The organism is Dehalobacter sp. DCM (genome assembly GCF_024972775.1).
Classification (GTDB): Bacteria; Bacillota; Desulfitobacteriia; order Desulfitobacteriales; family Syntrophobotulaceae; genus Dehalobacter.
Window position 1 is genome coordinate 3,278,638 of sequence record NZ_CP092282.1, and the last position, 24,004, is coordinate 3,302,641.

The 24,004-nt window shown below is 42.3% G+C and carries 22 protein-coding genes and 1 pseudogene; 9 read left to right on the forward strand and 14 right to left on the reverse strand.

Going from position 1 to position 24,004, the window contains the following annotated elements:
* Position 1 precedes the first annotated feature (1 nt).
* The 3 genes from LPY66_RS15195 to LPY66_RS15205 are packed head-to-tail and all read left to right on the forward strand — an operon-like array spanning position 2 to position 2,620.
* Positions 2–1,108 carry a GerAB/ArcD/ProY family transporter gene (locus LPY66_RS15195; RefSeq protein WP_337985102.1) on the forward strand — a complete coding sequence of 369 codons (1,107 nt, stop codon included), beginning with the start codon at positions 2–4 and terminating at the stop codon, positions 1,106–1,108.
* Entirely contained in the window at positions 1,095–2,453 is a 1,359-nt protein-coding gene (locus LPY66_RS15200; RefSeq protein ID WP_337985103.1) for a Ger(x)C family spore germination protein, read from the forward strand. The genes LPY66_RS15195 and LPY66_RS15200 overlap by 14 nt, the downstream gene beginning before the upstream one ends.
* A complete protein-coding gene (locus LPY66_RS15205) occupies positions 2,450–2,620 on the forward strand; it encodes a hypothetical protein (protein WP_337985104.1) in 171 nt (56 codons plus the stop codon). Before LPY66_RS15200 ends, LPY66_RS15205 begins: the two co-directional genes overlap by 4 nt.
* Before the next feature lie 61 nt (positions 2,621–2,681).
* On the opposite strand, the gene LPY66_RS15210 is transcribed toward LPY66_RS15205, so the two are convergent.
* From LPY66_RS15210 to LPY66_RS15225, 4 genes are all read right to left on the reverse strand, one after another.
* Positions 2,682–3,158: an FmdE family protein gene (locus tag LPY66_RS15210; RefSeq protein ID WP_337985105.1), complete on the reverse strand. Its 477-nt coding sequence runs from the start codon at positions 3,156–3,158 to the stop codon at positions 2,682–2,684.
* Between the two features lie 260 nt (positions 3,159–3,418).
* Positions 3,419–4,261, reverse strand: coding sequence for a metal ABC transporter permease (locus LPY66_RS15215; RefSeq protein ID WP_337985106.1), 843 nt, complete (start codon positions 4,259–4,261; stop codon positions 3,419–3,421).
* Positions 4,242–5,126, reverse strand: coding sequence for a metal ABC transporter ATP-binding protein (locus LPY66_RS15220; protein WP_337985107.1), 885 nt, complete (start codon positions 5,124–5,126; stop codon positions 4,242–4,244). Before LPY66_RS15220 ends, LPY66_RS15215 begins: the two co-directional genes overlap by 20 nt.
* Positions 5,123–6,046, reverse strand: a complete 924-nt coding sequence (locus LPY66_RS15225; protein WP_337985108.1) for a metal ABC transporter substrate-binding protein — start codon at positions 6,044–6,046, stop codon at positions 5,123–5,125. Before LPY66_RS15225 ends, LPY66_RS15220 begins: the two co-directional genes overlap by 4 nt.
* Before the next feature lie 375 nt (positions 6,047–6,421).
* Here LPY66_RS15225 and LPY66_RS15230 point away from each other — a divergent pair, with 375 nt between their 5' ends.
* Positions 6,422–6,871 carry a Fur family transcriptional regulator gene (locus LPY66_RS15230; RefSeq protein WP_337985109.1) on the forward strand — a complete coding sequence of 150 codons (450 nt, stop codon included), beginning with the start codon at positions 6,422–6,424 and terminating at the stop codon, positions 6,869–6,871.
* On the opposite strand, the gene addA is transcribed toward LPY66_RS15230, so the two are convergent.
* On the reverse strand, positions 6,829–10,689 hold the full coding sequence (gene addA / locus LPY66_RS15235; RefSeq protein WP_337985110.1) for a helicase-exonuclease AddAB subunit AddA: 3,861 nt from the start codon (positions 10,687–10,689) through the stop codon (positions 6,829–6,831). The two genes, LPY66_RS15230 and addA, sit on opposite strands and share 43 nt — an antisense overlap.
* A gap of 236 nt (positions 10,690–10,925) precedes the next feature.
* Here addA and sleB point away from each other — a divergent pair, with 236 nt between their 5' ends.
* From sleB to LPY66_RS15250, 3 genes are all read left to right on the forward strand, one after another.
* Positions 10,926–11,630, forward strand: a complete 705-nt coding sequence (sleB, locus tag LPY66_RS15240; protein WP_337985111.1) for a spore cortex-lytic enzyme — start codon at positions 10,926–10,928, stop codon at positions 11,628–11,630.
* Positions 11,631–11,640: 10 nt separating this feature from the next.
* Positions 11,641–13,008, forward strand: coding sequence for a PepSY1/2 domain-containing protein (locus tag LPY66_RS15245; RefSeq protein WP_337985112.1), 1,368 nt, complete (start codon positions 11,641–11,643; stop codon positions 13,006–13,008).
* A 282-nt stretch (positions 13,009–13,290) separates the two neighbouring features.
* Positions 13,291–14,328: a ketoacyl-ACP synthase III gene (locus tag LPY66_RS15250; protein WP_337985113.1), complete on the forward strand. Its 1,038-nt coding sequence runs from the start codon at positions 13,291–13,293 to the stop codon at positions 14,326–14,328.
* A gap of 28 nt (positions 14,329–14,356) precedes the next feature.
* Here LPY66_RS15250 and LPY66_RS15255 read toward each other — a convergent pair whose 3' ends face one another.
* Entirely contained in the window at positions 14,357–14,917 is a 561-nt protein-coding gene (locus LPY66_RS15255) for a C39 family peptidase (protein WP_337985114.1), read from the reverse strand.
* A 156-nt stretch (positions 14,918–15,073) separates the two neighbouring features.
* On the opposite strand from LPY66_RS15255, the gene LPY66_RS15260 reads away from it, so the two are divergent.
* On the forward strand, positions 15,074–15,538 hold the full coding sequence (locus LPY66_RS15260) for a hypothetical protein (RefSeq protein WP_337985115.1): 465 nt from the start codon (positions 15,074–15,076) through the stop codon (positions 15,536–15,538).
* 198 nt (positions 15,539–15,736) lie between these two features.
* Here the strand turns inward: LPY66_RS15260 and LPY66_RS15265 are convergent, their stop codons facing one another.
* Positions 15,737–16,294 (reverse strand): flavodoxin family protein, encoded by a 558-nt coding sequence (locus LPY66_RS15265; protein ID WP_337988109.1) that lies wholly within the window; start codon positions 16,292–16,294, stop codon positions 15,737–15,739.
* Positions 16,295–16,392: 98 nt separating this feature from the next.
* Complete coding sequence (locus LPY66_RS15270) at positions 16,393–16,623, reverse strand: type II toxin-antitoxin system RelE/ParE family toxin (protein WP_337988110.1); 231 nt, start codon at positions 16,621–16,623, stop codon at positions 16,393–16,395.
* Positions 16,624–17,115: 492 nt separating this feature from the next.
* Here LPY66_RS15270 and LPY66_RS15275 point away from each other — a divergent pair.
* A pseudogene (locus LPY66_RS15275) lies at positions 17,116–17,991 on the forward strand (IS91 family transposase); the annotation flags it as partial.
* Between the two features lie 391 nt (positions 17,992–18,382).
* Here LPY66_RS15275 and LPY66_RS15280 read toward each other — a convergent pair.
* The 6 genes from LPY66_RS15280 to LPY66_RS15305 all read right to left on the reverse strand — a co-directional run bounded on the left by LPY66_RS15280 (position 18,383) and on the right by LPY66_RS15305 (position 24,004).
* Positions 18,383–19,174: a hypothetical protein gene (locus LPY66_RS15280; RefSeq protein WP_337985117.1), complete on the reverse strand. Its 792-nt coding sequence runs from the start codon at positions 19,172–19,174 to the stop codon at positions 18,383–18,385.
* A gap of 202 nt (positions 19,175–19,376) precedes the next feature.
* On the reverse strand, positions 19,377–20,216 hold the full coding sequence (locus LPY66_RS15285; protein ID WP_337985118.1) for a YwqG family protein: 840 nt from the start codon (positions 20,214–20,216) through the stop codon (positions 19,377–19,379).
* A gap of 268 nt (positions 20,217–20,484) precedes the next feature.
* Positions 20,485–21,090 (reverse strand): hypothetical protein, encoded by a 606-nt coding sequence (locus tag LPY66_RS15290; protein WP_337985119.1) that lies wholly within the window; start codon positions 21,088–21,090, stop codon positions 20,485–20,487.
* A 361-nt stretch (positions 21,091–21,451) separates the two neighbouring features.
* On the reverse strand, positions 21,452–22,309 hold the full coding sequence (locus LPY66_RS15295) for a hypothetical protein (RefSeq protein WP_337985120.1): 858 nt from the start codon (positions 22,307–22,309) through the stop codon (positions 21,452–21,454).
* A gap of 146 nt (positions 22,310–22,455) precedes the next feature.
* Positions 22,456–23,223 carry a tetratricopeptide repeat protein gene (locus LPY66_RS15300; RefSeq protein ID WP_337985121.1) on the reverse strand — a complete coding sequence of 256 codons (768 nt, stop codon included), beginning with the start codon at positions 23,221–23,223 and terminating at the stop codon, positions 22,456–22,458.
* A 202-nt stretch (positions 23,224–23,425) separates the two neighbouring features.
* Complete coding sequence (locus LPY66_RS15305; protein WP_337985122.1) at positions 23,426–24,004, reverse strand: Swt1 family HEPN domain-containing protein; 579 nt, start codon at positions 24,002–24,004, stop codon at positions 23,426–23,428.

Sequence of the window (24,004 nt, forward strand, 5' to 3'; positions counted from 1 at the left end):
CATGATCAAGGAAGGGCATTTTGGTTTCTACGAGGCATATAGCCTGATAACCATCGTACTGGTAACGAAGATCTTTTATACCAGCCCCCTGGCCATTATCCGGCTCTTAGGGACGGCTGCTTGGTTAGGAACACTTATTTCCTGTTGTACCGCCTTACTCTTTTTTGTTCTGCTTTATTTCCTGATGAAACGTTTCCCGGGCTCAGATCTTTATCACATCTTTGAAACAGTTACCGGTAAATTCATTGGTAAAATCCTCATTTTGATCTTCACTGCCTACCTGGTCTACTTCGCAGGAATTAATTTAAGCGAGTTTATCGTGATTCTCAAGATATACACGCTGCCACTTTCGCCTTCATCTTTTCTAATTGGTGCATTTCTGCTCATAACCATTGTGATGGGATATGTTGGACTTGAGGGTATCGCCCGCGTATCCCGTGTCTTTGTCTATCCGATCATCGGCGGGGTTATCCTTATCTTGCTGTTAGCGATTCCAAGCTATGACTTTGACTACTTGAAACCCTATCTCGGATATGGCGTGCAAAAAACAGCCCTAGTCGGACTGCTGCGCAGTTCCGCCTATGATGAAATTGTGCTCTTAGCCGTTATAATCCGTTCTCTGCACAATGTAAAACTGTTTAAGCGTGTTGGCTTCCTCAGTCTTTTGACAACCGGTCTGATGCTTTCAGCCAGCTTAATGTGCATGATTGCCTCATTTCAATATACGGCGGGAAGCGAGCATATCTCCGGCATGTATCAGCTCACCCGCGTGATCTATTTCTCGCGTTTTTTCCAACGCGTTGAGACGTTATTCTTGTTTGTCTGGATCTTTTCATCCCTTATCACCGTCAGCTTCTTGTTCTACGAAGCGATTAGTTCTTATTGTCGCGTCTTTAAGATCACGAATCACCGGCCATTATTAATCCCCTTCGCCATCCTGATTTATTTCATCACGATGACCCCGACCACTGTGACCGACTTGATCGAAGTACACGTTATGTTTGTCCGTGAATATAGCATCGGGATTTTCATGCTTATCCCCCTGTTTGTCTTCGCTGTTGCTGTAATCCGCCGTAAAAAAGGAGTGAAATCCCATGCGGAAAGTTAGGTTTAACGCCTTTGGCTCCCATTCTAAGCTGATCTGTATTATTTTGATCGTCCTGGTTGGCTTTCTGCCCCAGTACGGTTGTTATGATGCCGTTGAGGTAGACGAAGAAGTCTATACGTTAGCTATCGGTGTGGACAAAGGGAGCAGCGGTATGATCCGGATGACCTTTCAGTATGCATCCTATAAGGAGGGAGGCGGAGGAAAAAGCGCCGGAAGCAGCGAATCAGGCGGGGGCGGCGCAGGAAGCAGTTCCGACGATACAGGGGAAGTAGACGGAACCATTGTAACGACTGTTGAGTCCCCCACCCTATTGGAGGGAATTAATCTTTTAAATGCCTCCGCCAACCGTCAAGTGTCACTGATGCATGCTAAAATGCTGGTTTTTTCCGAAGAGTATGCCCGGGAGGGCATCCAAAAATATATCGATCCGCTGGTTAGGTTTCGGGAAGCCAGGGAGTTCATGCGGGTTGTCGTCTGTCAGGGCAAAGCCGAAGACTTCATCCGGGAAAACAAAACACTTATCGGTACCAGCGCGTCGAAAGGCATTGACCTCATGTTTGAACAATCCAAGATGACCGGCTATTATCCGGATGTCTTTTTTACGGATTTCTATACATCACTGTTAACACCCTATGGTCAAGCAACGGCGGTCTATGCCGGGGTCAACGATTTTAACCATTTCGGAGAGGATAAGGATCATACGATGCTGCCGGCCACCCCAAAAACATCCTATGAACCGGGTATGATTCCGCGCAAAGGCGGGACAAAGAAAGAATTATTTGGTACTGCGGTGTTTGACGGTGATAAAATGGTTGGGAGCCTTGACCAGCATCAAACGCGCTTTTACCTGATGACAATCGGCGAATTCCGAACAGGGAATTTTACGCTGGAAGACCCAGACAAACCGGGGTACTTTATTGTCATCCAATGCCGATTAATAGAAAAACCTAAAATAAAAGCCCGTATGCAAAACGGGCTGCCTGTTATTGAACTAGAGTTAAAGTTGGATTCCAATATCATATCCATTCAGAGTCGAATCCACCATGAGAATCAACAAGACATAGCGGCAATAGAAAAACTCATTCAGGATTACTTCACCCAAGGTATCCAGGATACCATTCAAACTACTCAAAAGAAATGGAATACGGATATATTCTACTTTGGCAAGAAGGTAGCCGGTAATTTTATGACGATCCCGGACTTTGAACAATACAATTGGCTTGCCCATTATCGCGATGCCGTGATCAAAACCAACGTCAGCGTCAAACTATTTGGCTCCGGAAGCATCTATCAGGCCAGTCCGATCCGCAGTTCGACATCAATACAAGGGGAGAAAAATGAATGATCCAATATGCGTTTATCTTATTGATTCTGGCGAGTTCCTATTACACGTTTACCTTTGGCCAGAGTTTATGGCGGGATGACCATAATAAGCTGGGTGGATTCGGGGCCATGCTCATTGCCTTTATCAGTGCCTCATTACCCGTTTTCTTTATGTTCATAGGCCGCTGACTTGGATTAGTATCTCAGAAACAGAGTTTAACCCATCATGTATTTTTTAACCCATCATGTTTTATGGCATAGGTACTTCTTCTATCGTATATAAATCATCAATCGGTGCGGAAAGAAAAGCATTGATCCTTCCTTTTGACTGGACGGTCCATACTGCTTTTTCTTCTTCAGTCGCCGTTCCGTCGGATATTTTAGCCCGCAACGCGTTATAGGACCCGTCTTCCGGACGAGTGGCTTTCGGTTTGGCCAGGATCCGAACGGCCTTCCCGGTTCGCTTATTCGCTAAGGTCAAAGCCTGATTGCCGGTTTGATTATAAATGAAGTTGCTCTTCCCGAAAGTACAGCCGGTCAGCACCTGAATGGCATCCGTACTGCAGTTCCGGTTTTCCACCACCGCTGTCAATTCCTCTGCTGTACCCCGGACGATACCCAGTGCATCCAGCGCGGCATTGGCCTGACGAAAGCCCGTGGCCAACCCCATACATTCATGACCGTGAAATTCTACACATTTCTCCCAGGGGGTCTTTTCCTTACACATTGTGTTTTATCCTTTCAATTGCAGTAATCTTTTTTATTTTTCGGGTCAGTCTGGGTACTCAGTTCCGCTTTCGGCTCTTGTGCCCTCCATGGCACAAAGAGCCGCGCTCCGCCTCCATGCTTCGCTCGGCGCTGGAACCAACTACCCAGACCTACTATCGGGTCATAAATCTATTATCGTGCCTCCTAATAAAGTTGACACACATGCCCTCCATGGCATGATGTACTGGGGTCCTGCTACGAAGCAGCGCCATCCATGGCTTACCTCCGTACAATATTTATTAAGAAAGTACCGGCAAAAAATACGGCCAGGATCAGGACGATGGTTGCGCCGGTGGCTGTTCCCCAGTAGTAGGAGAAAATCAAGCCGACCAATCCTGAAATCATAGCGATAAGGACCGCAAACACATGATACTGCCGGATATTTCCGGCAATGCTTCTGGAGGCGGCCGCCGGGAGTACTAAGAGGGAACTGATGATCAAGATCCCTACCCAGCGAATAGCTACAGTAACGACAACCGCAATGATCACAGCAAACAGGAATTCGTAAAAACGCACGTTGATGCCTCTGCTTTTCGCCAAGGATTGATTAATACTGACCAGCAGCAGCTTATTGAACCACCCGGCCCAAAATATCAGGACCACGATGAGAATCACGCCAAGAACCATCAGCTCGGATGGGGCGATGCTTAAGAGATCCCCGATCAGATAAACGGTATATTTGCTGAATCCTCCGTTACGCGAGAGGATCACGATCCCGAGCGCGACAGCGGTGGAAGAGAATACACCGATAATCGTATCCGTCGATGCCATGTTGGCACTTTTTACAATCATGATGGCCACGGCAAAAATTACCGAGAAGCCTAAAAGAGCCCAAAAGGGACTTTGAATCCCCAATAGGACGCCAATGGCAATACCGGTTAAAGCCGAATGTCCCAGGGCATCGGAAAAAAAAGCCATCCGATTATTTACGATCATCGTCCCCAGAATGCCAAAAATCGGCGTAACCAGAATCACCGCCAGCAAGGCATTTTTCATGAAATCATACTGAAGCCAATCAAAGGGCAACAAGACATCGAGCAGATTATACCAGTGTGCGATCATGCGATTTTTCTTTCTCTCTTTCCCTATTTGTTGTCAACGGAATCGTCTCGATCAATTGTCCCGATTCCATTCCTTTATACGCTCCTTGTCCGAAGGTTTCGATGACCTTTTGGTTACGGAAGACGTCTTCGGCTGTTCCGCAACAGGTGATCGTCTTATTATTCAAAAAGACAACGCGATCCGCGTATTTGGCTACCAGGTCCAAGTCGTGAGAAACTAAAATAATCGATAAATCAAAATCCTTACGGAGCTTGGATACAATATCGTAAAATAACACCAAGCCCTTTTGATCGATTCCGGATACCGGCTCATCCAGGAACAGAAGGTTTGGCAGCGGATCCAAAGCCAGGGCGAGAAGCACTCTCTGCAGTTCGCCGCCGGATAAAGCGCCCAAGCGCCTGTCGATCAGATGCTCGGCTTGTACATGCTCCAAACTGCGTCGCATGCGGTCCTTTATTCTACGTCGTGTGCGGAACCATACCGGCGTTTTAGCATGAGCAGCCGCAAAAAGGTCCATGACAGTAACCGGTGCGCTGGAATCAAAATCGAGCTTTTGGGGCACATAGCCAATGATCGGATGTCCTTTATCGGCAACTGCAGCATCAACAAACTCTACCGTACCCGTGTGCGGAATTTCACCCAGCATCGCTTTGAAAAGGGTTGTCTTTCCGGAACCGTTGGGTCCAATAACTGCGGTCAGATCCCCGCAACATAATTGCAGATTGATATCTTTGAGTATTTCTTTTTTATTAATAGTGACACCGAGATTGCTGATGCGTGTCGAGCATAATCCGCAGCAGCAATTATTGCTCAATGTATGCGGACAGCTTACTTCGACAGGTTGGGGGTGCTTTCTGAGAGTCATTGCAGCGCCTCTTTTAAAATTTTAAGATTCTGATCCATAATAGAAATATACGCATCCGCATCCATCGGACCCGTAACAGCCGGATCAAGAGTATACACTCGGGCACCGGTTTCCTGGGCAATGGTCTTGGCGATTTTCGCAGAATACTGCGGCTCCGCAAACAGTGCTTTGACCTTGAGTTGCTTAATAATTTCGATTGTTTCCGCCAGTTCTTTCGCACTGGGTTCCGTGTTCGGTTCACGTTCGATGACACCGACGATATTCAAATTGAACTCTTCCGCAAAATAAGGGAAGGCTTCATGAAAGGTAACGATGTCGCGATGCGTTAATCCATCCAATACCTGATGCATTTTGACTCTTTCTGCTTCCAATTTAGCCAGATAGGCGGCGGTATTTTCCGCATAGTTATCCGCGTGTTGTGGATCAAGTATGGCCAGCTGATCACCAATGGTTTGTACCTGCTGCATCGCTTTGGAGATGCTGACCCAGACATGGGGATTTTCATTTCCGTCCTCAGTGATCAGCTCAATCCCCTGACTGGAATCGATGATCCTTAAGTCCGGGCGCTGAGCAATGATTTTGTCCATAAAAGATTCCATCCCTGCGCCGTTAATGATCAGAATCTGTGTGTTCTCTATATTCTTCATATCCTTCGTGGAAAGAGCATAGTCATGCAGACAACCGGCTGTCTGCTCCGTCATATTGACAACCGAAACCCCCGGAATATCCTTCGCGATATTCAGGGTAAAAATGTAAATCGGATAGAATGAGGTGGCTATTGTTATCGGCCCCTGGGCAACAACCGGCTCCGCATTGGCTGATACCTTCGCGCTCGTATCTCCTTTTGCCCCGCAGCCGTTAAACAGCACGAGTACTGACAGCAGCATCACCACTGCCACCATCCAACGTCTTGTACGCATTGTATATTCCCCCTGTTTGATCTGCATACTGACCGTATGCGAATTTATTAGATTTATTATAACATATTTGCAAATGATTTGCATTTGCATTGGAATAATATCTATTATACTGTGTCCAACAGTGTATTATTCATAGAATTTAATTTTCCCATAGATCGTCTCTAGCTTTGACATTTTTTATTGGTTCAAAACATTGTGAATTCCCGTAAAAGGTATACAATAAGTATAGAAGTAAGTAAAACTTGTCTGGCGCCAAGTCCTTAAATGAAGGCGGCAGCCATAGCTGCACTTATGTAATTCAGAACGTGAATTAAAATTTCTACGACAGAAAGTCACTTATATACTTTCTGATATACTAAAAAAGGACTGAGCAGATTGCCTGAACATCAGAATCCGGGATCCACGGAGTTACTAAAAAATGCAGGGATTAAAAATACCAAGCATCGAAGCTTGATATTTGAGTTGCTGGAACATGCCACAGAACCGTTAACAGCGGAAGACATCTTTATTTCATTAAAGGAAAAAAGCGCCTCCATTTCGCTTTCGACTGTTTATCGTGCACTGGAGAAATTGACTGCCGGCAACTTGCTCTTAAAGAGTACTTTATCTGATGACGGCAAAGCCCGCTATGAATTGAATAACCATGAACATAAACATTATCTGATTTGTATGAAATGCAATAAACACATTTCCATCGATGAATGCCCGATGAAGGATTTCGAAAAGCTGCTGGAAAGCCAGGAGAATTTCGATGTCATCCGGCATAAACTTGAAATCTACGGTTATTGCAGGGACTGTAAAACGTCGCCGTTACCAAAGAGGTAAAGGTATTTTTCTTTCACTTTTTTCCCGGTGAGCATTTCCAAAGCGCGGGCATAATAGTCGAGTTGCCGGCGATACCTTTCCAGCAGGATAAGCGAGCCGCCTTCAGGAATATGATCGGTTTTATAATCCACCAAAACGATGCCATCGTCTTCTTCAAAATAACAATCGATGACGCCCTGCAGCAGTATCGTATCCTTCGGATCAATTCCGACGGCCAAATCCGGATACATATCGCTGCAGGGTATTTCCATATTAAACCTGACTTCGCGCTTTATGACACGGGCAGCCCGCATGCGAACACCCAGGGACGACATGCGAAACATTTTGATTTTCATCGGATCGATACTCTCAGCCTGTTCAACTGTCAGCAAGTCTTTTTTGATCATGCCGGCAATCTGGCCTTCAATATTCTCTTGCTGCAGATCGAGATGCTGCATAACAAAATGCATCACAGTACCGGCTTCTGCCGCGTTTAAACCCTTCTTCGCCTCCAGAAACATCGGTTTCCGGATCAGGGGTTGTTTCCATGCGTCTGTCTCCAACGTCTGTTCCGCTTCAAAACGTCTTTTAAGTTCTGTTACCGTTACTTTCGGCGACATACGGGTGCTTTGAATATAGGGGTATTGCCAGCCCAGCCGTCGGTGGATATCTGCATTTATCGGCTTTTCTTCTTCGTCAACATCGGACAGACTGCTCAGCCAATGCCTGAATTCATTCTCATCCTGCGCCTGTTCGGCTGTCAGCCCGGTTAGTTCATATTTAGACCACAGACGAATAACCCACAGGGAAGAATCATCACTAAGACGATGGGCTGGAACATCCGCAGAATAGGCCATAAACGGCTGAAGCGCGGAATAAGCGTTCCTGTGTCTTAAGAGAGCAGGGCCAAACCAGTCCAAATAACGCTCTCCTTTTATCATGTCGTAGGGAGAAAGCGTGTCTCCAGTCTTCAACGCCGCTTTCTGCCATTTGGCGCAGGTTCCGGCAATATTGCCGATGGTTCCGGATATAATTAATTTTTCCCGAGCGCGGGTCATGGCAACATAGAGGATGCGCATTTCTTCCGATAGTGTCTCGATTTTTATTTTCTCCCGCAGGGCATATTTGGGGATCGACGGATAGGTTACCCGGAGTACGGGATCGGACACATCCGGTCCTAATCCCAGCTCTTGATGATAAAGAATGCTTTTATTTAAATCCTGAAGATTAAATTTCTTGCCGCAGCCTGCCAGGATGACCACAGGGAATTCCAGCCCTTTGCTTTTATGGATACTCATGATCCGAACGACATTATCGTTTTCTCCGAGGATCTTCGCGCTTCCCATGTCTCCCTGATTGGTTTTTAACCTGTCGACAAAATTAATAAAATTAAACAACCCTTTAAAGCTCGTTTCCTCGTATTGTTTGGCACGTTCAAAAAGCACCCTTAAATTCCCCTGCCGTTGCGCGCCGCCGGGCATCGCCCCAACGATTCCATAATAACCGGTCTCGGTGTACAGCAGCCAAATAAGCCTGTCTACAGACAAGTACCGGGACATCTGCCGCCATTTTAAGAGTTGATCAACAAAACGGGATGCCTTGGCTTTCGTCTCGCCCGCCGGTTTCACTCCCTCTTCTTTTACCGACTCGGGTGTATTTTCTCTCTCGTTGGCATCCGCAGCCAGGACAAGCAACGCGTCATACAACGGCGCTGTTTTTTTGGCAAGTCGCAGCTGCGCTAATTCATCGGGCGAAAATGAGACGAGCGGCGAGCGGAGAACAGCTAAGAGCGGAATATCCTGCAAGGGATTATCGATGATTTGGAGCAGTGAAAGAACAACCTGGATCTCAACGGATTTGAAAAATCCTGTCCCCGTATCGGCAAATACCGGAATGCCTGCCGCTGTCATCTCCTCAGTGAAAACATCAGACCAATTTTTCGTCGTACGCAGCAGGATCACGATATCACGGTAGTTAATTTTACGGTAACACCCCGATTCCTTGTCAAAAACAGCGGTCGCCCTGCCTTCGAGATCCAACCCCATCAACTCCTGGATTCGCCGCACGGCAAAGCGCGCTTCGCACTGGACTGCGTTTAGCATCGCTTGGTCCAGCGGTTCATCCTCACTATCCGCTGGGTCTGTCGGATTTTCATAAGTCTCCTGTTCGTCGTCGCCGTTGCCCGTAATCCGGTCTGGGTCGTCATTCTCTTCGGTTTCTGTTTGAATCAGATGAAATTCCACCGTACCGCCTGCCTGTAGAAGTTCCTCCGTATTATCCGCATACAGCGCGCCGGGATTGAGCGCTTCATTATCCGTGTAGTCCAGTTCGCCGACCTTGACCGACATAATCTGCTTGAATAAATAATTGACACTTTCTATCACTTCACTGCGGCTGCGAAAGTTCTTGTATAAACAAATTCGCCGATTTAAAGAACCCGGCTCCGGCAAATAGCCCCGATATTTTTCCAAAAACAGTTCGGGTTTAGCCTGCCTGAAGCGATAAATACTCTGTTTAACATCGCCGACCATAAATACGTTGGGTTTTTCCGACTCACTGCGGGATATCATTTTGATGATCATTTCCTGGACCAAATTGCTGTCCTGATATTCATCGACCAAAATCTCGGCATAGTGTTCCCGGTAGCGCTTGGCCGTATCCGAAGGCCGGTATTCCCCATCGTCGCTCTTTTCGGCAAGAATGCGGAGACAAAAATGTTCCAAGTCATTAAAATCAACGAGTGACTTGGCGGATTTCTTCGCTGCGTATCTTTCCATAAAATCACTGACCAACCGGGCCAGACATTTCATCAGCGGATAGATCACCGCCAGATCAGCGACTATCTCGGCCGAATTCTGAGAAAATGCCCGCTGCTGTTGCTTCTTGATCTTCTTTTTGACCTCTTCACGGATTTCTTTCACGGTATCCTGAATAGCTTTGTCTGCGTCCTTGCCTGGGATCGGCAGACGCTGAAACTGAAGGTCCTTTAATGTGTCAACAAGATTATCCCATTGGGATTCGCCCTTTATTTGACAACGCTGCTGCAGGTCTTTGCATAAGCCATATTCCTGCTCATACAGCGCCAGATATTTCTCAAGGCCTTGCGCGTTTTGTAAAAGGCTTAGCGCTCTTTCCATGTCCTCGATAAGCCCTTCGATTTCCATGGAGAAACTTCCTATAAGCAGCTCTCCCCACCGTGTTTGACTGAAATCGACATTCTGAGGGAACTGAAACTGCGCAGTCATATCATCCAGCCATTTTTCAGGCCAGGGACTGCTTTGGATAAAATGGTAGAGCGACAGAACCATATCCTGTATTGCCTGATCGTCCTTATTTCTGCCGTAGGACTCCAAAAGTTCAAAGAACTCCTGATCCTGTTCCTCCTGGCTGTAGATATCCTCAAAAAGATCATTGACTGCTTCAAGTTTAAGGAGCAGTGACTCCGTCTCGTCTGCAATTCGAAATGAGGGATCGATCCGGAGACGGTGAAAGTTGCTGCGGATAACCTCTAAACAGAAGGAATGAATGGTTGTGATACTGGCTTTATTAATCAATGTCAGCTGTTTTTGAATATTCCCGGGATCCGGAAGCCGCTCTAATAATGCCGCCATGGCTTCGGCAATCCTCTCCCGCATTTCAGCTGCCGCCGCATTGGTAAACGTCACAACCAGCAGCCTGTCAATATCGACGGGGGGCTCATGCTTGGTGATCTTATGGATAATCCGTTCCACCAGGACCGCTGTCTTCCCTGCTCCGGCAGCCGCAGCCACAATCAGGTTACAGTCTCTGGCCGTAATGGCGTCCCATTGTTCATTTGTCCACTTGCCGTGATCTCCCATGATGTTACCATCCTATGTTATTAGTATAAAACGTCTGCACCGTCCATGCTGTCCGCTGGATGTGTCATTGTCATTGTCTTTGTACTGTCATTTGCACCGTTATACCGGTATATTCTTGATTCGTCCCGTTCTCTCCTTCCATCGGCGGTGCTCTTTTGAAAAGAATCTTGTCCCGGGATAATTTTGCACGACATAAGCCAGACTAATTAACAAAAAGAGTCGAGGTGGTAGCTTGTATGCAATCTGTTCCTCATCCGCTGTCTAAGAAAATATTGATTCTCATGATTGTTTTCATGGTGGGAATGAGCACATTCAGTAATTCTGCCGATGCAGCGCTTGGAGACCGCAACCTTTCTCGCGGCTCACGCGGACCGGAGGTTAGTGAGCTTCAGAAAAGACTTTCCATGCTGGGGTATGTCGTCGGAAGAATTGATGGTATATATGGAGCTCAAACCGAGGCCAGAGTGCGTTTATTTCAGAAAGAACACGGTCTGCGGGTTGATGGCATTGCCGGCACCCGTACAATCCGCGAACTGAAACGCTTAACCGGAGAGAGTGTCACTGGCGGCGGCACGGCAATCGGTTATAAGAATTCAGATATCAATCTTCTGGCTCATTTAGTCAGTGCCGAAGCGAAAGGAGAGCCTTATCGCGGCCAAATCGCCGTTGCGGCTGTTGTTCTGAATCGTGTTAAAAGCTCTTCTTTTCCGAATACAATCCCAGGGGTCATTTATCAGCCCGGCGCATTTTCTCCGGTTTCCGACGGTACCCTTTGGAGTGAACCCGTTTCTTCCGCCTATGATGCTGTCTATGAAGCCTTAAACGGCACAGATCCAGCCTATGGCGCCTTGTTCTTTTTCAACCCGGCCAAAACAAGCAACAGGTACATCTGGTCCAGACCTCAGATTATACAAATCGGCAAACACATTTTCTGCCGTTAGGAGGAACACGATGATAAAGAAATTCGGATTATGGGCTTTATCTGCTGCCCTTGTTCTGTCGCTGGTCTGGGGCGTTAATCAATATCAACGGGCCGAGGGATTGGAACTAACGGCGGAAAACCAATACCAAAGTTCCTTTGCGGATCTGGTTACGCATCTTGATGGTTTAGAAACCTCTATGGCCAAAAGCAGAGCTGCCGGGACACCGACACAACAAGTACTTCATCTCAGCCAGTCCTGGCAGCAAAGTGAAACCGCCGTCAAGGATCTGTCCCAGCTTCCCACAGATCACTATGGGTTGAATTATGTCGATCAATTCTTGAATCAAATCGCTGAATACACCCACCTCACTACCCAGCAAATCGCTAAAGGTCAGGCGCTCAGTTCAGATCAGGATCAAACACTAAAAAATATGCATGAGCGTCTAATTGCCGTGAACCGGACGGTGCAGGAATTAAATGTTAGACTACGGACCGAAAGTATTCCCTGGCAGAGCAAAAACAGCCAAAATGCCAACGGGGCTGATGAAACGACTTCACCCGCTGCAGCCATCGGTGAAGAGGGTACGACAGCAAATCCCGATTCCGTCAGTTCGGGGCTTGAACAGCTCGATGCCAGCCTTCAGAAATACCCTCCCTATTCTTATGAAGGTCAGACCGATACCCATTTGGTAGCCGAACCACTCGGTCTTCCGGAAAAAACAGTGACTGAAGCTGAAGCCAAAGCTGCTGCGGCAGATTTTCTAAAAACGCTGGGGTATCCGGATGCGGCACCTGAATTTGTTGGGCCCTCCAACGGAACGTTCAATGTCTATGTATTTAAATCTGGAAGCACGACGGTGGATGTCGCGAAGAAAGGCGCAGTCATCACTTATTTCCGGGATGACAGAGAGATCGGCGAGCAGCAATATTCACCCGAGCAGACAGCCGCACGAACCCGACGTACTTTAAAAGCACTGGGTTGGGAAAACTTTGTTCAGACCTCGGTAAGCGATGCCGGCAGCACGATCCAGCTGGATGCCGTCGCCGAAGAACAAAATGTGCGCATCTATCCTGACAAAATCCGTCTCATTGTGGCCAAGGATAACGGTAAAATCACCAGCTATGATGCTACCTCCTATTGGCTGTTCCACCAACAGCGCACCCTTCTGCCAAAAATATCGCTCGCTCAAGCCAAAACCCGCCTGCGGATAGATGTCTCTATTGAAGAATCCCGATTGGCGGTAATCTCCCTGCCGGGCTGGCCTGAAGCCTTATGTTATGAATTTCGGATACAGCGCGATAATGAGGAATATCTGATTTATATCAATGCCGTCAACGGCAACGAGGAAAAAATCCAACGCATTATTCGAACCCCGCGGGGCGAATACTTAGAATAGCACCTATTCAACCCATACCCTAATTAAAGTAATAAGAGCCACAATTATACTTAATCTTTTTCATCACCATTTTTACAGAGTCATATGACTCTATTTTTTTGCACCTAAACACTTTATTCATGAATTATCCATGTTATCTATTTTTCGTAGCCTATTCTTACCGATGATGGACTGATTATCTGTCTGCCAATTCTGTAAGGTATCTATAGTGATGAAATACGCGGTCATTTCGCAACTCATCATCGCTGTTGTTTTTATGAAAATTATATTAGAATTAGTATAATGTACTTTTTTAATAAGAAAGGTGTGACTGGTTTGGGGGCAAGAATTACTGCTATTGGAACTTACGTACCTGAACGGATATTGAGCAATTTCGACCTGGAAAGTATGGTCGATACGAGTAATGAGTGGATAATAAAAAGAACAGGTATCCATGAGCGAAGAATCAGTAGACCGGATGAATTTACCAGTGATTTATGTGTCGCTGCTGTTAATAATTTAGTGTATCGATACAATAAAGATTTATCCGATGTTGATATGATTATTGTAGCCACAAGTACGCCGGATTTCCCCTTCCCCTCTGTAGCAAGTCTTATCCAAAATCGTTTGAATATACCCCAAGCAGGTTGCATTGACCTAAGTGCAGCCTGCGCCGGATTTGTGTATACATTGCACACGGCCCACTGCTATATTAAATCAGGACTTCATAAGAAAATATTAGTGCTAGGAGCGGATACACTCTCAAAAATTACCGATTACTCTGATCGAAACACCTGTATTCTATTTGGAGATGGCGCTGGTGCCGTGTTAGTTGAAACGGATGACCAAGTGGATAACTTTATTGCATTCCACCTTGGAAGTGACGGCAGTGGGGCCAAACATGTATACCGTACGGGATTAGCGAACAAAATCGATGGCACGGCGTTAACGGATACGCCATATCTCGTCCAGAATGGCAGAGAAGTTTTTAAATGGGTAGTAAAAAATATTCCGGGTTGTATTAATGAGCTTATGGACAAAGCCCATTCCAATCTGGATAAAGTGGATTGGTTTATCCCTCATAGTGCTAACTTGCGACTAATTGAACCGATCTGTGAAAAATTAGAATATCCGATGGAAAAAACGCTCCATAGTTTAGTCTATTTTGGAAACACCTCTTCGGCATCAATCCCACTCGCTTTTGATCTTGGAATCCGTGAGGGAAAAGTGAAAAAGAGAGACCGCGTGCTTCTGTATGGCTTTGGATCGGGTTTAGTTCATGCGGGGCAGCTTTTGGAAGTAGATTTGGACCAGCCAGTAAATTATTCTGACCCATTGTGATGATAACTTGAAGTCATGAACTTGAAAGTCACACCCTTTTTTCCAGTGTTATATAAACTTGACTGAAGATTGGCAAACCATTGTCCCACCATTTCAAAAAATAATCTTCCGCCATTGTTCTGTTCCCCGGTAATTCTGCGTTTTCATCCCTTTCTCTACCGGAGTCAAAGAAATACATCTCTTTTAGACCGTTGTCATACCCTACCAACGTCATATAATGCTGCCAGAATAGTCCATTGCCAACGATCACAATCACTGGGGTGTTTTCTTGCACGAGTTTTGTCTTTAATGAATTTATATCACCTTTAAAAATAGCCGCTTCAAATCCGTGTGATTCTATATAAGTAATGACACCCTTTGGCAAAACATATCCGGAAATAGGTATTTTATATGAAATTCTATTGTAAACCTCTTGACCCTCGGCACGTTGACCGACGTTTCGTAATACGAACGCAGTAGAAAAGGCGGCGCACTGGTTTTTTCCTTGATGCTCAAATGCCGAATTAATCGGAATTTCATACTTATCCGGAAGATTAACTGAAACGGTCTCGCTCGTAGGAAAAGGCGATAAAACATAGATTGACCCCACCAGGAGAAAGCATATTATCACAGTCAATAGCACCCATTTTATCTTAATTCTAATTGACCTCATCTTAGCCTCCGAAATTGTGCTTTGTTATAAGATGTAAGAATAGAATAACAATAATTACAAAAACTATATCCATAAAAATCTAAGGAGATAAAAATGGACAGAACAACTCGTGGACTACTAGCTGGAATAATTGCTGGTATTGCAATGAATGTCTGGAATCTATTTGATTATTATGTTTTCCATATAACAAAAATTAGGTTTCTAGACTGGTTATGGGTTCTATTAACATTGGATAAGCCAGAAAACTCTCTTCAAAGTGTTATTGCCCTTATAATCCAAATAATTATATGGGATGGGTTTCTTGGTGTAGTTTTTGCTCATCTGCTTGTTATGATCACCTCTCAAGGTATTGTTTACAAGTCAACAATATATGGTTTACTTTTGTGGTTTTCATTTAAAGTTGCCGTGAATTTTTATCGGATTCCAGTCTTATCTGGTATACAACCTTTTCCTGGGGCTCTTTCAAATTTATTGGCGGTGATTTTATGGGGAATTATTTTAGGATTAATCCTTAAAATATTTGAAAAAAGCAACAAAGGAATCGGAATTATTACATAAAGACCCTTGAAGAGTAATTGTCCAATGTCATTCCAATAAGATCTTCTGTCTATTATTAAAAAAGAACGCATAACTTGAAAATGTTCTGTTTCTTCGAAGCTTACCTTATAAAATCCTTTTCTAATTTGGTATATCAACGCATCAGTCTATCCTATTATTTTCAAATACCCAGTATACTCAATATTTTTAGTTGTTTAGTTATTTCAATAACCATGCCATGTTTTGTCCTAAATTCTTCATATTGCGAACACCCTCATCATCATTAAGAACCTCGCCTATGTCTTTTCCGTATACAATATTCCAGTATGTAGAACCCGCAACTATAACTTCTTTATTTAACAAAAAATGGTTCATCGTATCAACTGCTATCATTCCACCTCCTCTTCGTACAGCAGAAACTGATGCACCAACTTTATATTTAAGCATTTCCGGGTTAGTAGCAACAACTACACCAGCTCTTTCTAAAAATGCTTTCATTTTTGCTGAAACATCCGCAGAATATACAGGAGAGCCTAACAGAATACCATCAGATGTAGCTAATTTTTCAAAGCATTCAAAGAAAAAATCATTTTTTAAAATACAGTTTTCGTTTCCTCTACAAGCAAAGCATCCTTTACAAGGAGCAATTTCTTTATCGCAGAATTGGATTAATTCCGTTTCAATTTCCTGTTTTTCCAATTCTTTAAAGACGATTCTCATAATAATAGAGGTATTCCCGTCTTTTCTTGCACTTCCGTTAATTCCAATTACTTTCATGTCTTTAACTTCCATTTAAAATGTATCAATTACAAATACTAAGAACTTTGTGTGTTATGGTAGTCAAAGGCTCTGACTTATAAGAAAACCTTGGGCATTTATGAATCTTCCCAAGGCTGCGGTTTCATATTATTCAAATCTCTGGCTGCATGAATTATTGCTAATATTAAAATTGACTCATTACCTAATTTGTATATTAAGCGATAATTATAAAACACAATCTCACGAATACTGTCATCATCAACTTCAGGAACCTTACGTTCTAAATTTGTTGAAAGCTTTTCGATCATCTCAATTATTCGACTTGTAAATTCTATAGCATAGTATATTTATAATTTTGATTGCTGCTTCTTTTGCTTGACTCATTGAATTCACCTCTTTCAAATCCTATCAAGTATATCACCCAAAGGCGACTATCTACATAATATCTCCAAAAAATGTCATGCAGTAGAGCTTTCGCCTTACTGTTGCTAGTTTCGGCGCAGCACGCGATATGGGTGGTTGGCTAAGACTTTACCCAGCAAGGACTTTCACCTTGCAAGAAGTACCAAGCTTTGCTTGGGCGCACTAACGGTTCGCGTATTGCCGAAGCATTCCAATAACATTTATCTTTACTATGTTTTGGCAATACGCTGTTGTACTAAACCGCTGCGCGGTGGCTTTAGGAAAAACAACCTAATTTAATATGAGTCATGATATCATCTTTTCAAGCTCTCACTATTAACTTTGAAAGGATGATTTTTTCATGACTCAAAACCGTTATACCTTATCTTACCATTTTTTGCAAATGAAATCTGAAATGGAACTTCGCGGGTTCTCTCCTCAGAAATCTGCTGCCTGTGGGCTATTTCCATGTGGTTTTCATCATCCCGCATGAACTGAGTCCCCTTCTACTCTACAACCAAAAGCTGCTTTATTCTCTTTTACTTCAAGCAGCCGGTCATACTCTGACCGAACTGGCGAGAGATCCTAAGTATCTTGGCGCTGCCATTGGTCTTACTTCGGTTTTGCATACCTGGGGCCGGAATTTATCCTTTCATCCTCATGTCCATGCGATTGTCCCAGGAGGCGGACTTTCGAATGACGGTCTTCGCTTTGTCCGCTCCCGCAAAAAGTTTTTTATTCCGGTTAAGGTTGTTTCCAATAAGTTCAGGGGTAAGTTTCTATATTTTTTGAAACAAGCCTTTGCCCACGGTAAACTGAAGTTCTTACATGAGGCCGCTTCGCTTGCCACACCAAGTCATTTCTCTTCTCTTGTGGATACTCTTTATGCGAAAAAATGGGTTGTCTTTTGTAAGAAACCGTTTAAGTCTCCGGAGCATGTTGTTCGCTATCTTGGCCGTTATACACACCGGGTGGCCATCAGCAATTCCAGGATCACCGGTTTTAACGGCAGATCGGTTAGTTTTTCCTGGAAGGACTATAAAGATAAGGCGAAATCCAAGGTGATGACTCTTAATGTCGCCGAGTTTACCCGGAGGTTTCTCCAACATGTACTTCCCGACGGGTTTGTGAAGATCCGGCATTATGGGCTTCTCTCCAGCCGGAATATTGGTACGAAACTGCTTCGCTGCCGTCGGCTGGTGAGTTGTAAGATGCCGGCCTTTTTCCTCCGACCAAAAGTCCGGTATTGTCCTTGCTGCGGCAGTTCTAATGTGAATTTTGGCTGGCAGTGCTTTCCTTCTGCCGTCACTTGAGTCTTTTTCAATTGCATCGTTTTTGCAACGCCCACTTTGGGGAGGGGGAAGGTATGTCCTTTTTGAAGTTGATTCCGGTTATTCTTGAGTTTTTCCCGGCTCTATGTTTGAGACTTGCCCCTATTTTTATCTTTCAGCTCGGGTTTGAAAAGATTGAATTCCCATAGCTCTCTCTTCCGTCGGCAGACGGTTTAGTACAACACACGATTCATGATGTTCAGGTTTTTTGTATAGCGATTTTTCCTCATTTAACGCCATTGACTTTATGTCTTGGCTTTTTTCTTTGTACTGAACATCATAAATCGCTTACTGTTCTACGAAGTGGAAAGCCCCGTAATTCAGAAGGCGCCACGGATGGCGACTCCCCCAGAAATTATCCTAATTGGACTAATTAGATCCCAAAAAATTCCTCCATCCACTTTTTAGTCTCTTCAGAAGGATTATACTCATATCCATATTCGCTTATCTTATTCCAATAAAGATGATCATCTAATACATTATAAAAAACTAATTCAGATGCTACATAAATAAGCCAAGTTGCAGATTTGATAAATCCAATGTTGATGGTTAGTTGCTCAGTTTTTTCTTTATACTCAACTAACGGATTAATGTCGTTACGCAAATCACTCATATGAACAAATTGATTGCTTAATAATCCATTCATTCTTCCTATTGGTTCAATCACTTTCTTCCCATATTTTACAGTGTAGGTACTATCCAACTTTCCACTAATAAATTTTTCATGTCCATCATCTTCAAGTATGATATAGCAAACTGTACAAATTGTTTCTAATATATTCCTAATTATCATGCCAGGCTGCAATACAAATCCTTTTCTTAAAAGTTCAATACTTGCAACCAAAGAATTTGAAGCGTTCAATAATAGCTTAGAACAAGTTAATCTTCTATCATCTTCTTTATCTACAGATACTCTAAACGCATTAACAATGAGAAATTGAGCCTGACTAAAGAATTCACTGATTTTCTCTATATCACTTCCGCATAATTTATCAAAAGATTTCTCGATCTTCTTTGAATCTCTTTTTATTTGGTTAATCAGCATATCTTTAGTAAATATTTGAATTTGTCTATTATCATTATCTTGTACGATCCCTACAACTTTATTGAATTCAGGAAACTTCTTCTTTTTCCTAGACTTCTTTTTGGGGCGAGGTTTCTTCATTCCCTAATCTCCTCTTGCTAAACATAATGCTTTCTATAAATAGCGCCATGAATGGCGCTTTGCTTCCCATTTCGTAGAACGCCCCTCGTATTCCCGAAGTCTGGTTACTACCTGCATATTCTCTCAGATTTTGGGAATACGCTGTTCTACGACGTATCGTGCCCCCAGACTCAGACATCGCCACGGATGGCGATGCCTATAATTAACCACACTTAAGGATTAACCAACAATCATCAAATTTACGCAGTCTTAAGTCATCTTTCTTAATATAAAAATAGATTCGTCCGCAATCTCCAAACATCAATTCAAAATCGTTTGTTGCAACAGTATCTAATTGCAATAACAATTGCCAATGATTGCAGTCCCTCGTTAGCTGTTTTAGTGTTTCCGGGTCAATTTTCGGCAGATCGCCGCAATAGATTCCATTCGTTACTTTCTCACATTCAAGTAACATTCCATTCTGGATCACATCAGCATAGCCTAATAGTTTACTTATTAAATCTTCTTGCTCATAACCTTTTGAAGCTTTGATTTCATCATATTTATCCCAATTATCAAAATCATTCAATTCGATAAACTCTTCATAAGAAGGTAAATCAAATTTACTACTAAAATCAATTTTGAATTCGGGTAACTTAAATTCATCATCCATATCTTCAGGAAAGCCTGCTCTAGTAAGTTCCGTTAAATCTCCGTCAAAATAATAAACTTTAGCACTTCCTTTATCTTGTGGGTCAAACCCCCAGGTCATAGTCGAAAGTTCATAAAAGAAATATAGAATTCCTTTAGACGGGAGCAACCCTTCTCCATCGTAGCGTTTTACTTCTTCACAATTAATTTGAGCCAAAAAACTTAATGGGCGATTTTTAATTTCATCATTGAAATTCTTCCCTTCATAATAAAACCACTTGAAATCTTTAGGAACATCTGGATTGCCTCCAAATTTTGAAGTTCCGATGGGTAACTCTTCTCGCGTCTCGGTTCTAATGGTAAGCTTTATTGCATTCTTCTTCATTTCATCTAAAGCTCTTGACAAATCCATTTTGATCCTCCTTTAACGACGTTATTTCTACATCTTCAAAATTATACATAAGGTTTTTTCGTCCGCGCCAGGACGGCGCGGCCTTTGCACGATATGTCGTAGAACGCCCCTCGTATTCCCGAAGTCTGGTTACTACCTGCATATTCTCTCAGATTTTGGGAATACGCTGTTCTACGACGTATCGTGCCCCCAGACTCAGCAGCGCCACGGACGGCGCTGCCTTAATCATAAGCTCGCATCTAAATCATAATATATCAAAATATTTAATTCAGTTATTAAAACCTTTTAAGACAAGCTTTATGCCCAAAAGGTCTCCACCTGAATTTAATGTTACAACATAGTGGGATAAGAATATTTCTTGATGTTTATATACCGTTACTTTTTTGACCTTCTGATAATCAAATTTAAAAATATAGAATGCGGGATAATCCGGATGATTATAAACATTATAACCTGAATATACAAAATCGCTGTCTCCAATTAAATCGGAATAGACTTTAACGGCTATATCTTCAAGTTCTTTGGGTGTTAACATAGTTGCAACGGAAGTATACTCTTCTCCGACAAATAAGAGAATTTGTGCGTTAAAAGGATTTACGGCAGCATGGAAGCTTTCTGTCTGAAAAAAAAAGGCATATCTTGGTCTCATTTCTTTTTCTACCGGTTCTTGTTCTGAATATAGGGGTATGGGGGGATACAATTTCAACTCAATAATCTTTTGATTCGCTAAATTAGGCTTTTGGTTATAAGCAGCAAAATAAGTCATATAAGATTTAACTTTATAGTATGCCGTGCCATAAGAAATTACAGGGAGAACAAGAATAATCAGAAAGATCATAAGAATAATTTTAAGGAAATTATTTTTTTGTTTCAATTAACATATCAACTCCCACTTATCAGCACTACATTGATTAAAAGTATCTCTATATAAGATTTCTCAATTTACATAAAAGATACAAACGAAAGTTTATGGAGTTTATGATTAATACTAATATGAATTTAAAAAGTATTGCTTTGCTCAATCTTACACATGAAGCAAACCACTTCGCATTATTACTACTACCAAGAAATTCCCAAATCCATTTTGTCCCGCGCCAAGGATGGCGCGGTCTTTGCACGATATGTCGTAGAACGGCTGGGTATTACCGAAGTCTGGTTACTACAATCATATCCTCTCAGATTTTGGTAATACGCTGTTATATGTCGTAACGACAAATGATACCCCTATAAAAAAATTAAGGTTTCAAAGAAGTATTGGTAATGTAATCTCCAACAAAATTACCGTTGTTATATGTGAAAATCTTAAACAACAATCCTTCGTAACATGGTAAATCTACAATTATTTCCATAATACCATCGTTGTTAATATCAATAATTTCACCGGAACTAAAAACATCACAGTCCTTAACCAGTTCATCAAAATATTCATACTTTTCATTGAATACAGTTAAATACGAGACTATATGATAATTTGAGTCAACAAGACATTTAGTAAAGAAATTATTTACATAATCTACAACTAAAATTAAAAATTCATCTTTCCCATTACCATCAAGATCTACACGGCATACTTCCTTTACACATGAATTAACGTTATATTTTTTGTTAATTTCTCTTATGACTTCACTATTCTCATCAAATTCTTTAGGAAAATCTGAGGCTATATACTCGAACCGTCTTGGATATGGATTATAAGAGTTTGAAATTGCAACTTCATACTTTTTACCTATCTCAGAGGGAAAAACCACTTGCCAATAGTAATCTAATCCCCTTCCTTCGATTTTTCCATTAGCTCTTCCAATATAGGTTCCATCTGAATATAAATAATATTCCCTCTCATACTTTAAATACATTTCCTTATTCTTTATAACATCAGAACCATCAATAACTTTAGCATCCCTGTCAGTTTCATTTAGAGAGATTCCGTTGTATAATACAATCGGCTGTTCAACTTTTTGCTTAATATCACTTACACTCAAATTATCAGAACTTATATTCCCGGTAGCGGCTCTGTCTGAATTTGTTTCTGATGTCGTACAACCAGATAAACAAATTACTATTAACAAAGCAAAAAGAATACGAATAGCTTTCAAATAACTTCTACCTCCCAAAATAATTCTTAAGAAAAAATATTTGACCCAGTTATGACATATAACGTTCAGCCGTTCCCGAAGCGTCTTACATCATTCATATATTCTAAGTTTCGGGAACGGCGTGTTATCTGCAGTGTGGCCGTGTCTTACCCTTCTATACTTGACCTTTTCCTTAAAGCAAATTCAATCTTTTTCTGGGTTCTTTCGTCATTTGGTTTTAACAATTGCATCTTCCTAAGAAATTCTAAGCATTTCTCTAAATCTCCAAGCTTAGAATGTATATATGCCATATCATCCATTGCATTGAAGTCATTTGGTTCAAGTTCTAGATATTGCGTTAGATAATTAATTGCCTCATCATAACGCCCTAATTTAAGTAATGTGTAACCCAAGTTATATATAGAATCTACTTTTGTATCTTCATCCATTAACGATATACAGAATTCTTCGTATGCACATGTATAATTTCCCAACCTCATATGAGCTACGCCTAAGTTCAAATGAACATTAGGGTCATTTATGTTTAGATCCAATGCCTTTTCATAATAAGATTTTGAGGATTCATAGTCTTCAATTTTGTCAAAGTAAACCCCCAAATAAAAATATACATCTTCATTAAATGGATTAATCATTCGCGCTTTGTTAAACAAGGCAAACGCTTCATTATAATTACCTAATTTCAAATAAACTCGTCCTTTATTGATGAAGGCCCTCTCCCATAAAGTTAATTTCAATACTTCATCAAATAGTTCAATTGCCGAAGAGTAATTTTCTAATCCAAATTGACAACAACCCATATAATTAAGCGAACTTGTAACTTCTTCGCCATTTTCATACGACTCTTTAAAATAAGAATATGCCTTTTCATATTGTCCATTAACATATTGCTCTTCACCAAGTTCGTAGAGATTCAAATTGATCCTCCTTATAATACAATCGAAGCCCCAAATTATACCCAGAAGCCACATTGCAGATAACGTCTCGAGTATTGCCGACGCGTCCCAACCGCATTCATCTTTAAGAAGTGTCGGCAATACTCTGTTATCGGATGGATGAGGCCCCTCGGAGCCAGAGTGCGACAGGAAGTCGCACCCTTAACATTCCCTATTTATAGGCTTATGCGCCAACCTGACTAATCCAATCCCTAATATTTGTCCCAATTCTTTCAATATCACGTGCGCCTAATTCTCCACTGTGCATTATTACATTTCGCGACCTTTCTAGTGTGTTAAATATTTGTTTTGCCCACTCTATTGAAATTACATGATCTTCAAACAAGCTAATATTTTGAAGCATTATGGAGGCTAAATCACCAAACTCAGTATAATTTATTAAGCTATCTCCTCTTTGCGTATGCCATTTAATTTTATCTTCTTCTAATTTTCTAGATTCCGCTTTCTTTCTAATAGTTTGTGAAACACCGTCTTCCCACCAGTTTTCTCCCTTATTTTCTATTAGTATTTTCACAACAAAATCCCGCACCATATTTTCAAATGCTGCAATGGCAGCATATACAGTTGCCATTTGCTTAGCTTTTGCTACGAATTCATCATCGAGTAAATCTAAAGATAGACTATCTGAAATCTGTTTTTGAATAATCTCTGAGTAATGATGTTTACTTACTGTTCCAGAGTAATCCAACGCGACTTTCGTTAACTCCCCGCGCATAATAAATGAATAAATTTTGTCATCCAT

Excerpts from the sequence above, each read along its gene's own strand:
- LPY66_RS15225 (WP_337985108.1), bottom strand. The coding sequence starts at position 6,046 with ATGCGTACAAGACGTTGGATGGTGGCAGTGGTGATGCTGCTGTCAGTA.
- LPY66_RS15210 (WP_337985105.1), bottom strand. The coding sequence starts at position 3,158 with ATGTGTAAGGAAAAGACCCCCTGGGAGAAATGTGTAGAATTTCACGGT.
- addA (WP_337985110.1), bottom strand. The coding sequence starts at position 10,689 with ATGGGAGATCACGGCAAGTGGACAAATGAACAATGGGACGCCATTACG.
- LPY66_RS15250 (WP_337985113.1), top strand. The coding sequence starts at position 13,291 with ATGTACTTTTTTAATAAGAAAGGTGTGACTGGTTTGGGGGCAAGAATT.
- LPY66_RS15195 (WP_337985102.1), top strand. The coding sequence starts at position 2 with ATGATCAAGGAAGGGCATTTTGGTTTCTACGAGGCATATAGCCTGATA.
- LPY66_RS15305 (WP_337985122.1), bottom strand. The coding sequence starts at position 24,004 with ATGGATGACAAAATTTATTCATTTATTATGCGCGGGGAGTTAACGAAA.
- LPY66_RS15280 (WP_337985117.1), bottom strand. The coding sequence starts at position 19,174 with ATGAAGAAACCTCGCCCCAAAAAGAAGTCTAGGAAAAAGAAGAAGTTT.
- LPY66_RS15260 (WP_337985115.1), top strand. The coding sequence starts at position 15,074 with ATGGACAGAACAACTCGTGGACTACTAGCTGGAATAATTGCTGGTATT.
- sleB (WP_337985111.1), top strand. The coding sequence starts at position 10,926 with ATGCAATCTGTTCCTCATCCGCTGTCTAAGAAAATATTGATTCTCATG.
- LPY66_RS15245 (WP_337985112.1), top strand. The coding sequence starts at position 11,641 with ATGATAAAGAAATTCGGATTATGGGCTTTATCTGCTGCCCTTGTTCTG.
- LPY66_RS15215 (WP_337985106.1), bottom strand. The coding sequence starts at position 4,261 with ATGATCGCACACTGGTATAATCTGCTCGATGTCTTGTTGCCCTTTGAT.
- LPY66_RS15205 (WP_337985104.1), top strand. The coding sequence starts at position 2,450 with ATGATCCAATATGCGTTTATCTTATTGATTCTGGCGAGTTCCTATTAC.
- LPY66_RS15220 (WP_337985107.1), bottom strand. The coding sequence starts at position 5,126 with ATGACTCTCAGAAAGCACCCCCAACCTGTCGAAGTAAGCTGTCCGCAT.
- LPY66_RS15265 (WP_337988109.1), bottom strand. The coding sequence starts at position 16,294 with ATGAAAGTAATTGGAATTAACGGAAGTGCAAGAAAAGACGGGAATACC.
- LPY66_RS15200 (WP_337985103.1), top strand. The coding sequence starts at position 1,095 with ATGCGGAAAGTTAGGTTTAACGCCTTTGGCTCCCATTCTAAGCTGATC.
- LPY66_RS15285 (WP_337985118.1), bottom strand. The coding sequence starts at position 20,216 with ATGGATTTGTCAAGAGCTTTAGATGAAATGAAGAAGAATGCAATAAAG.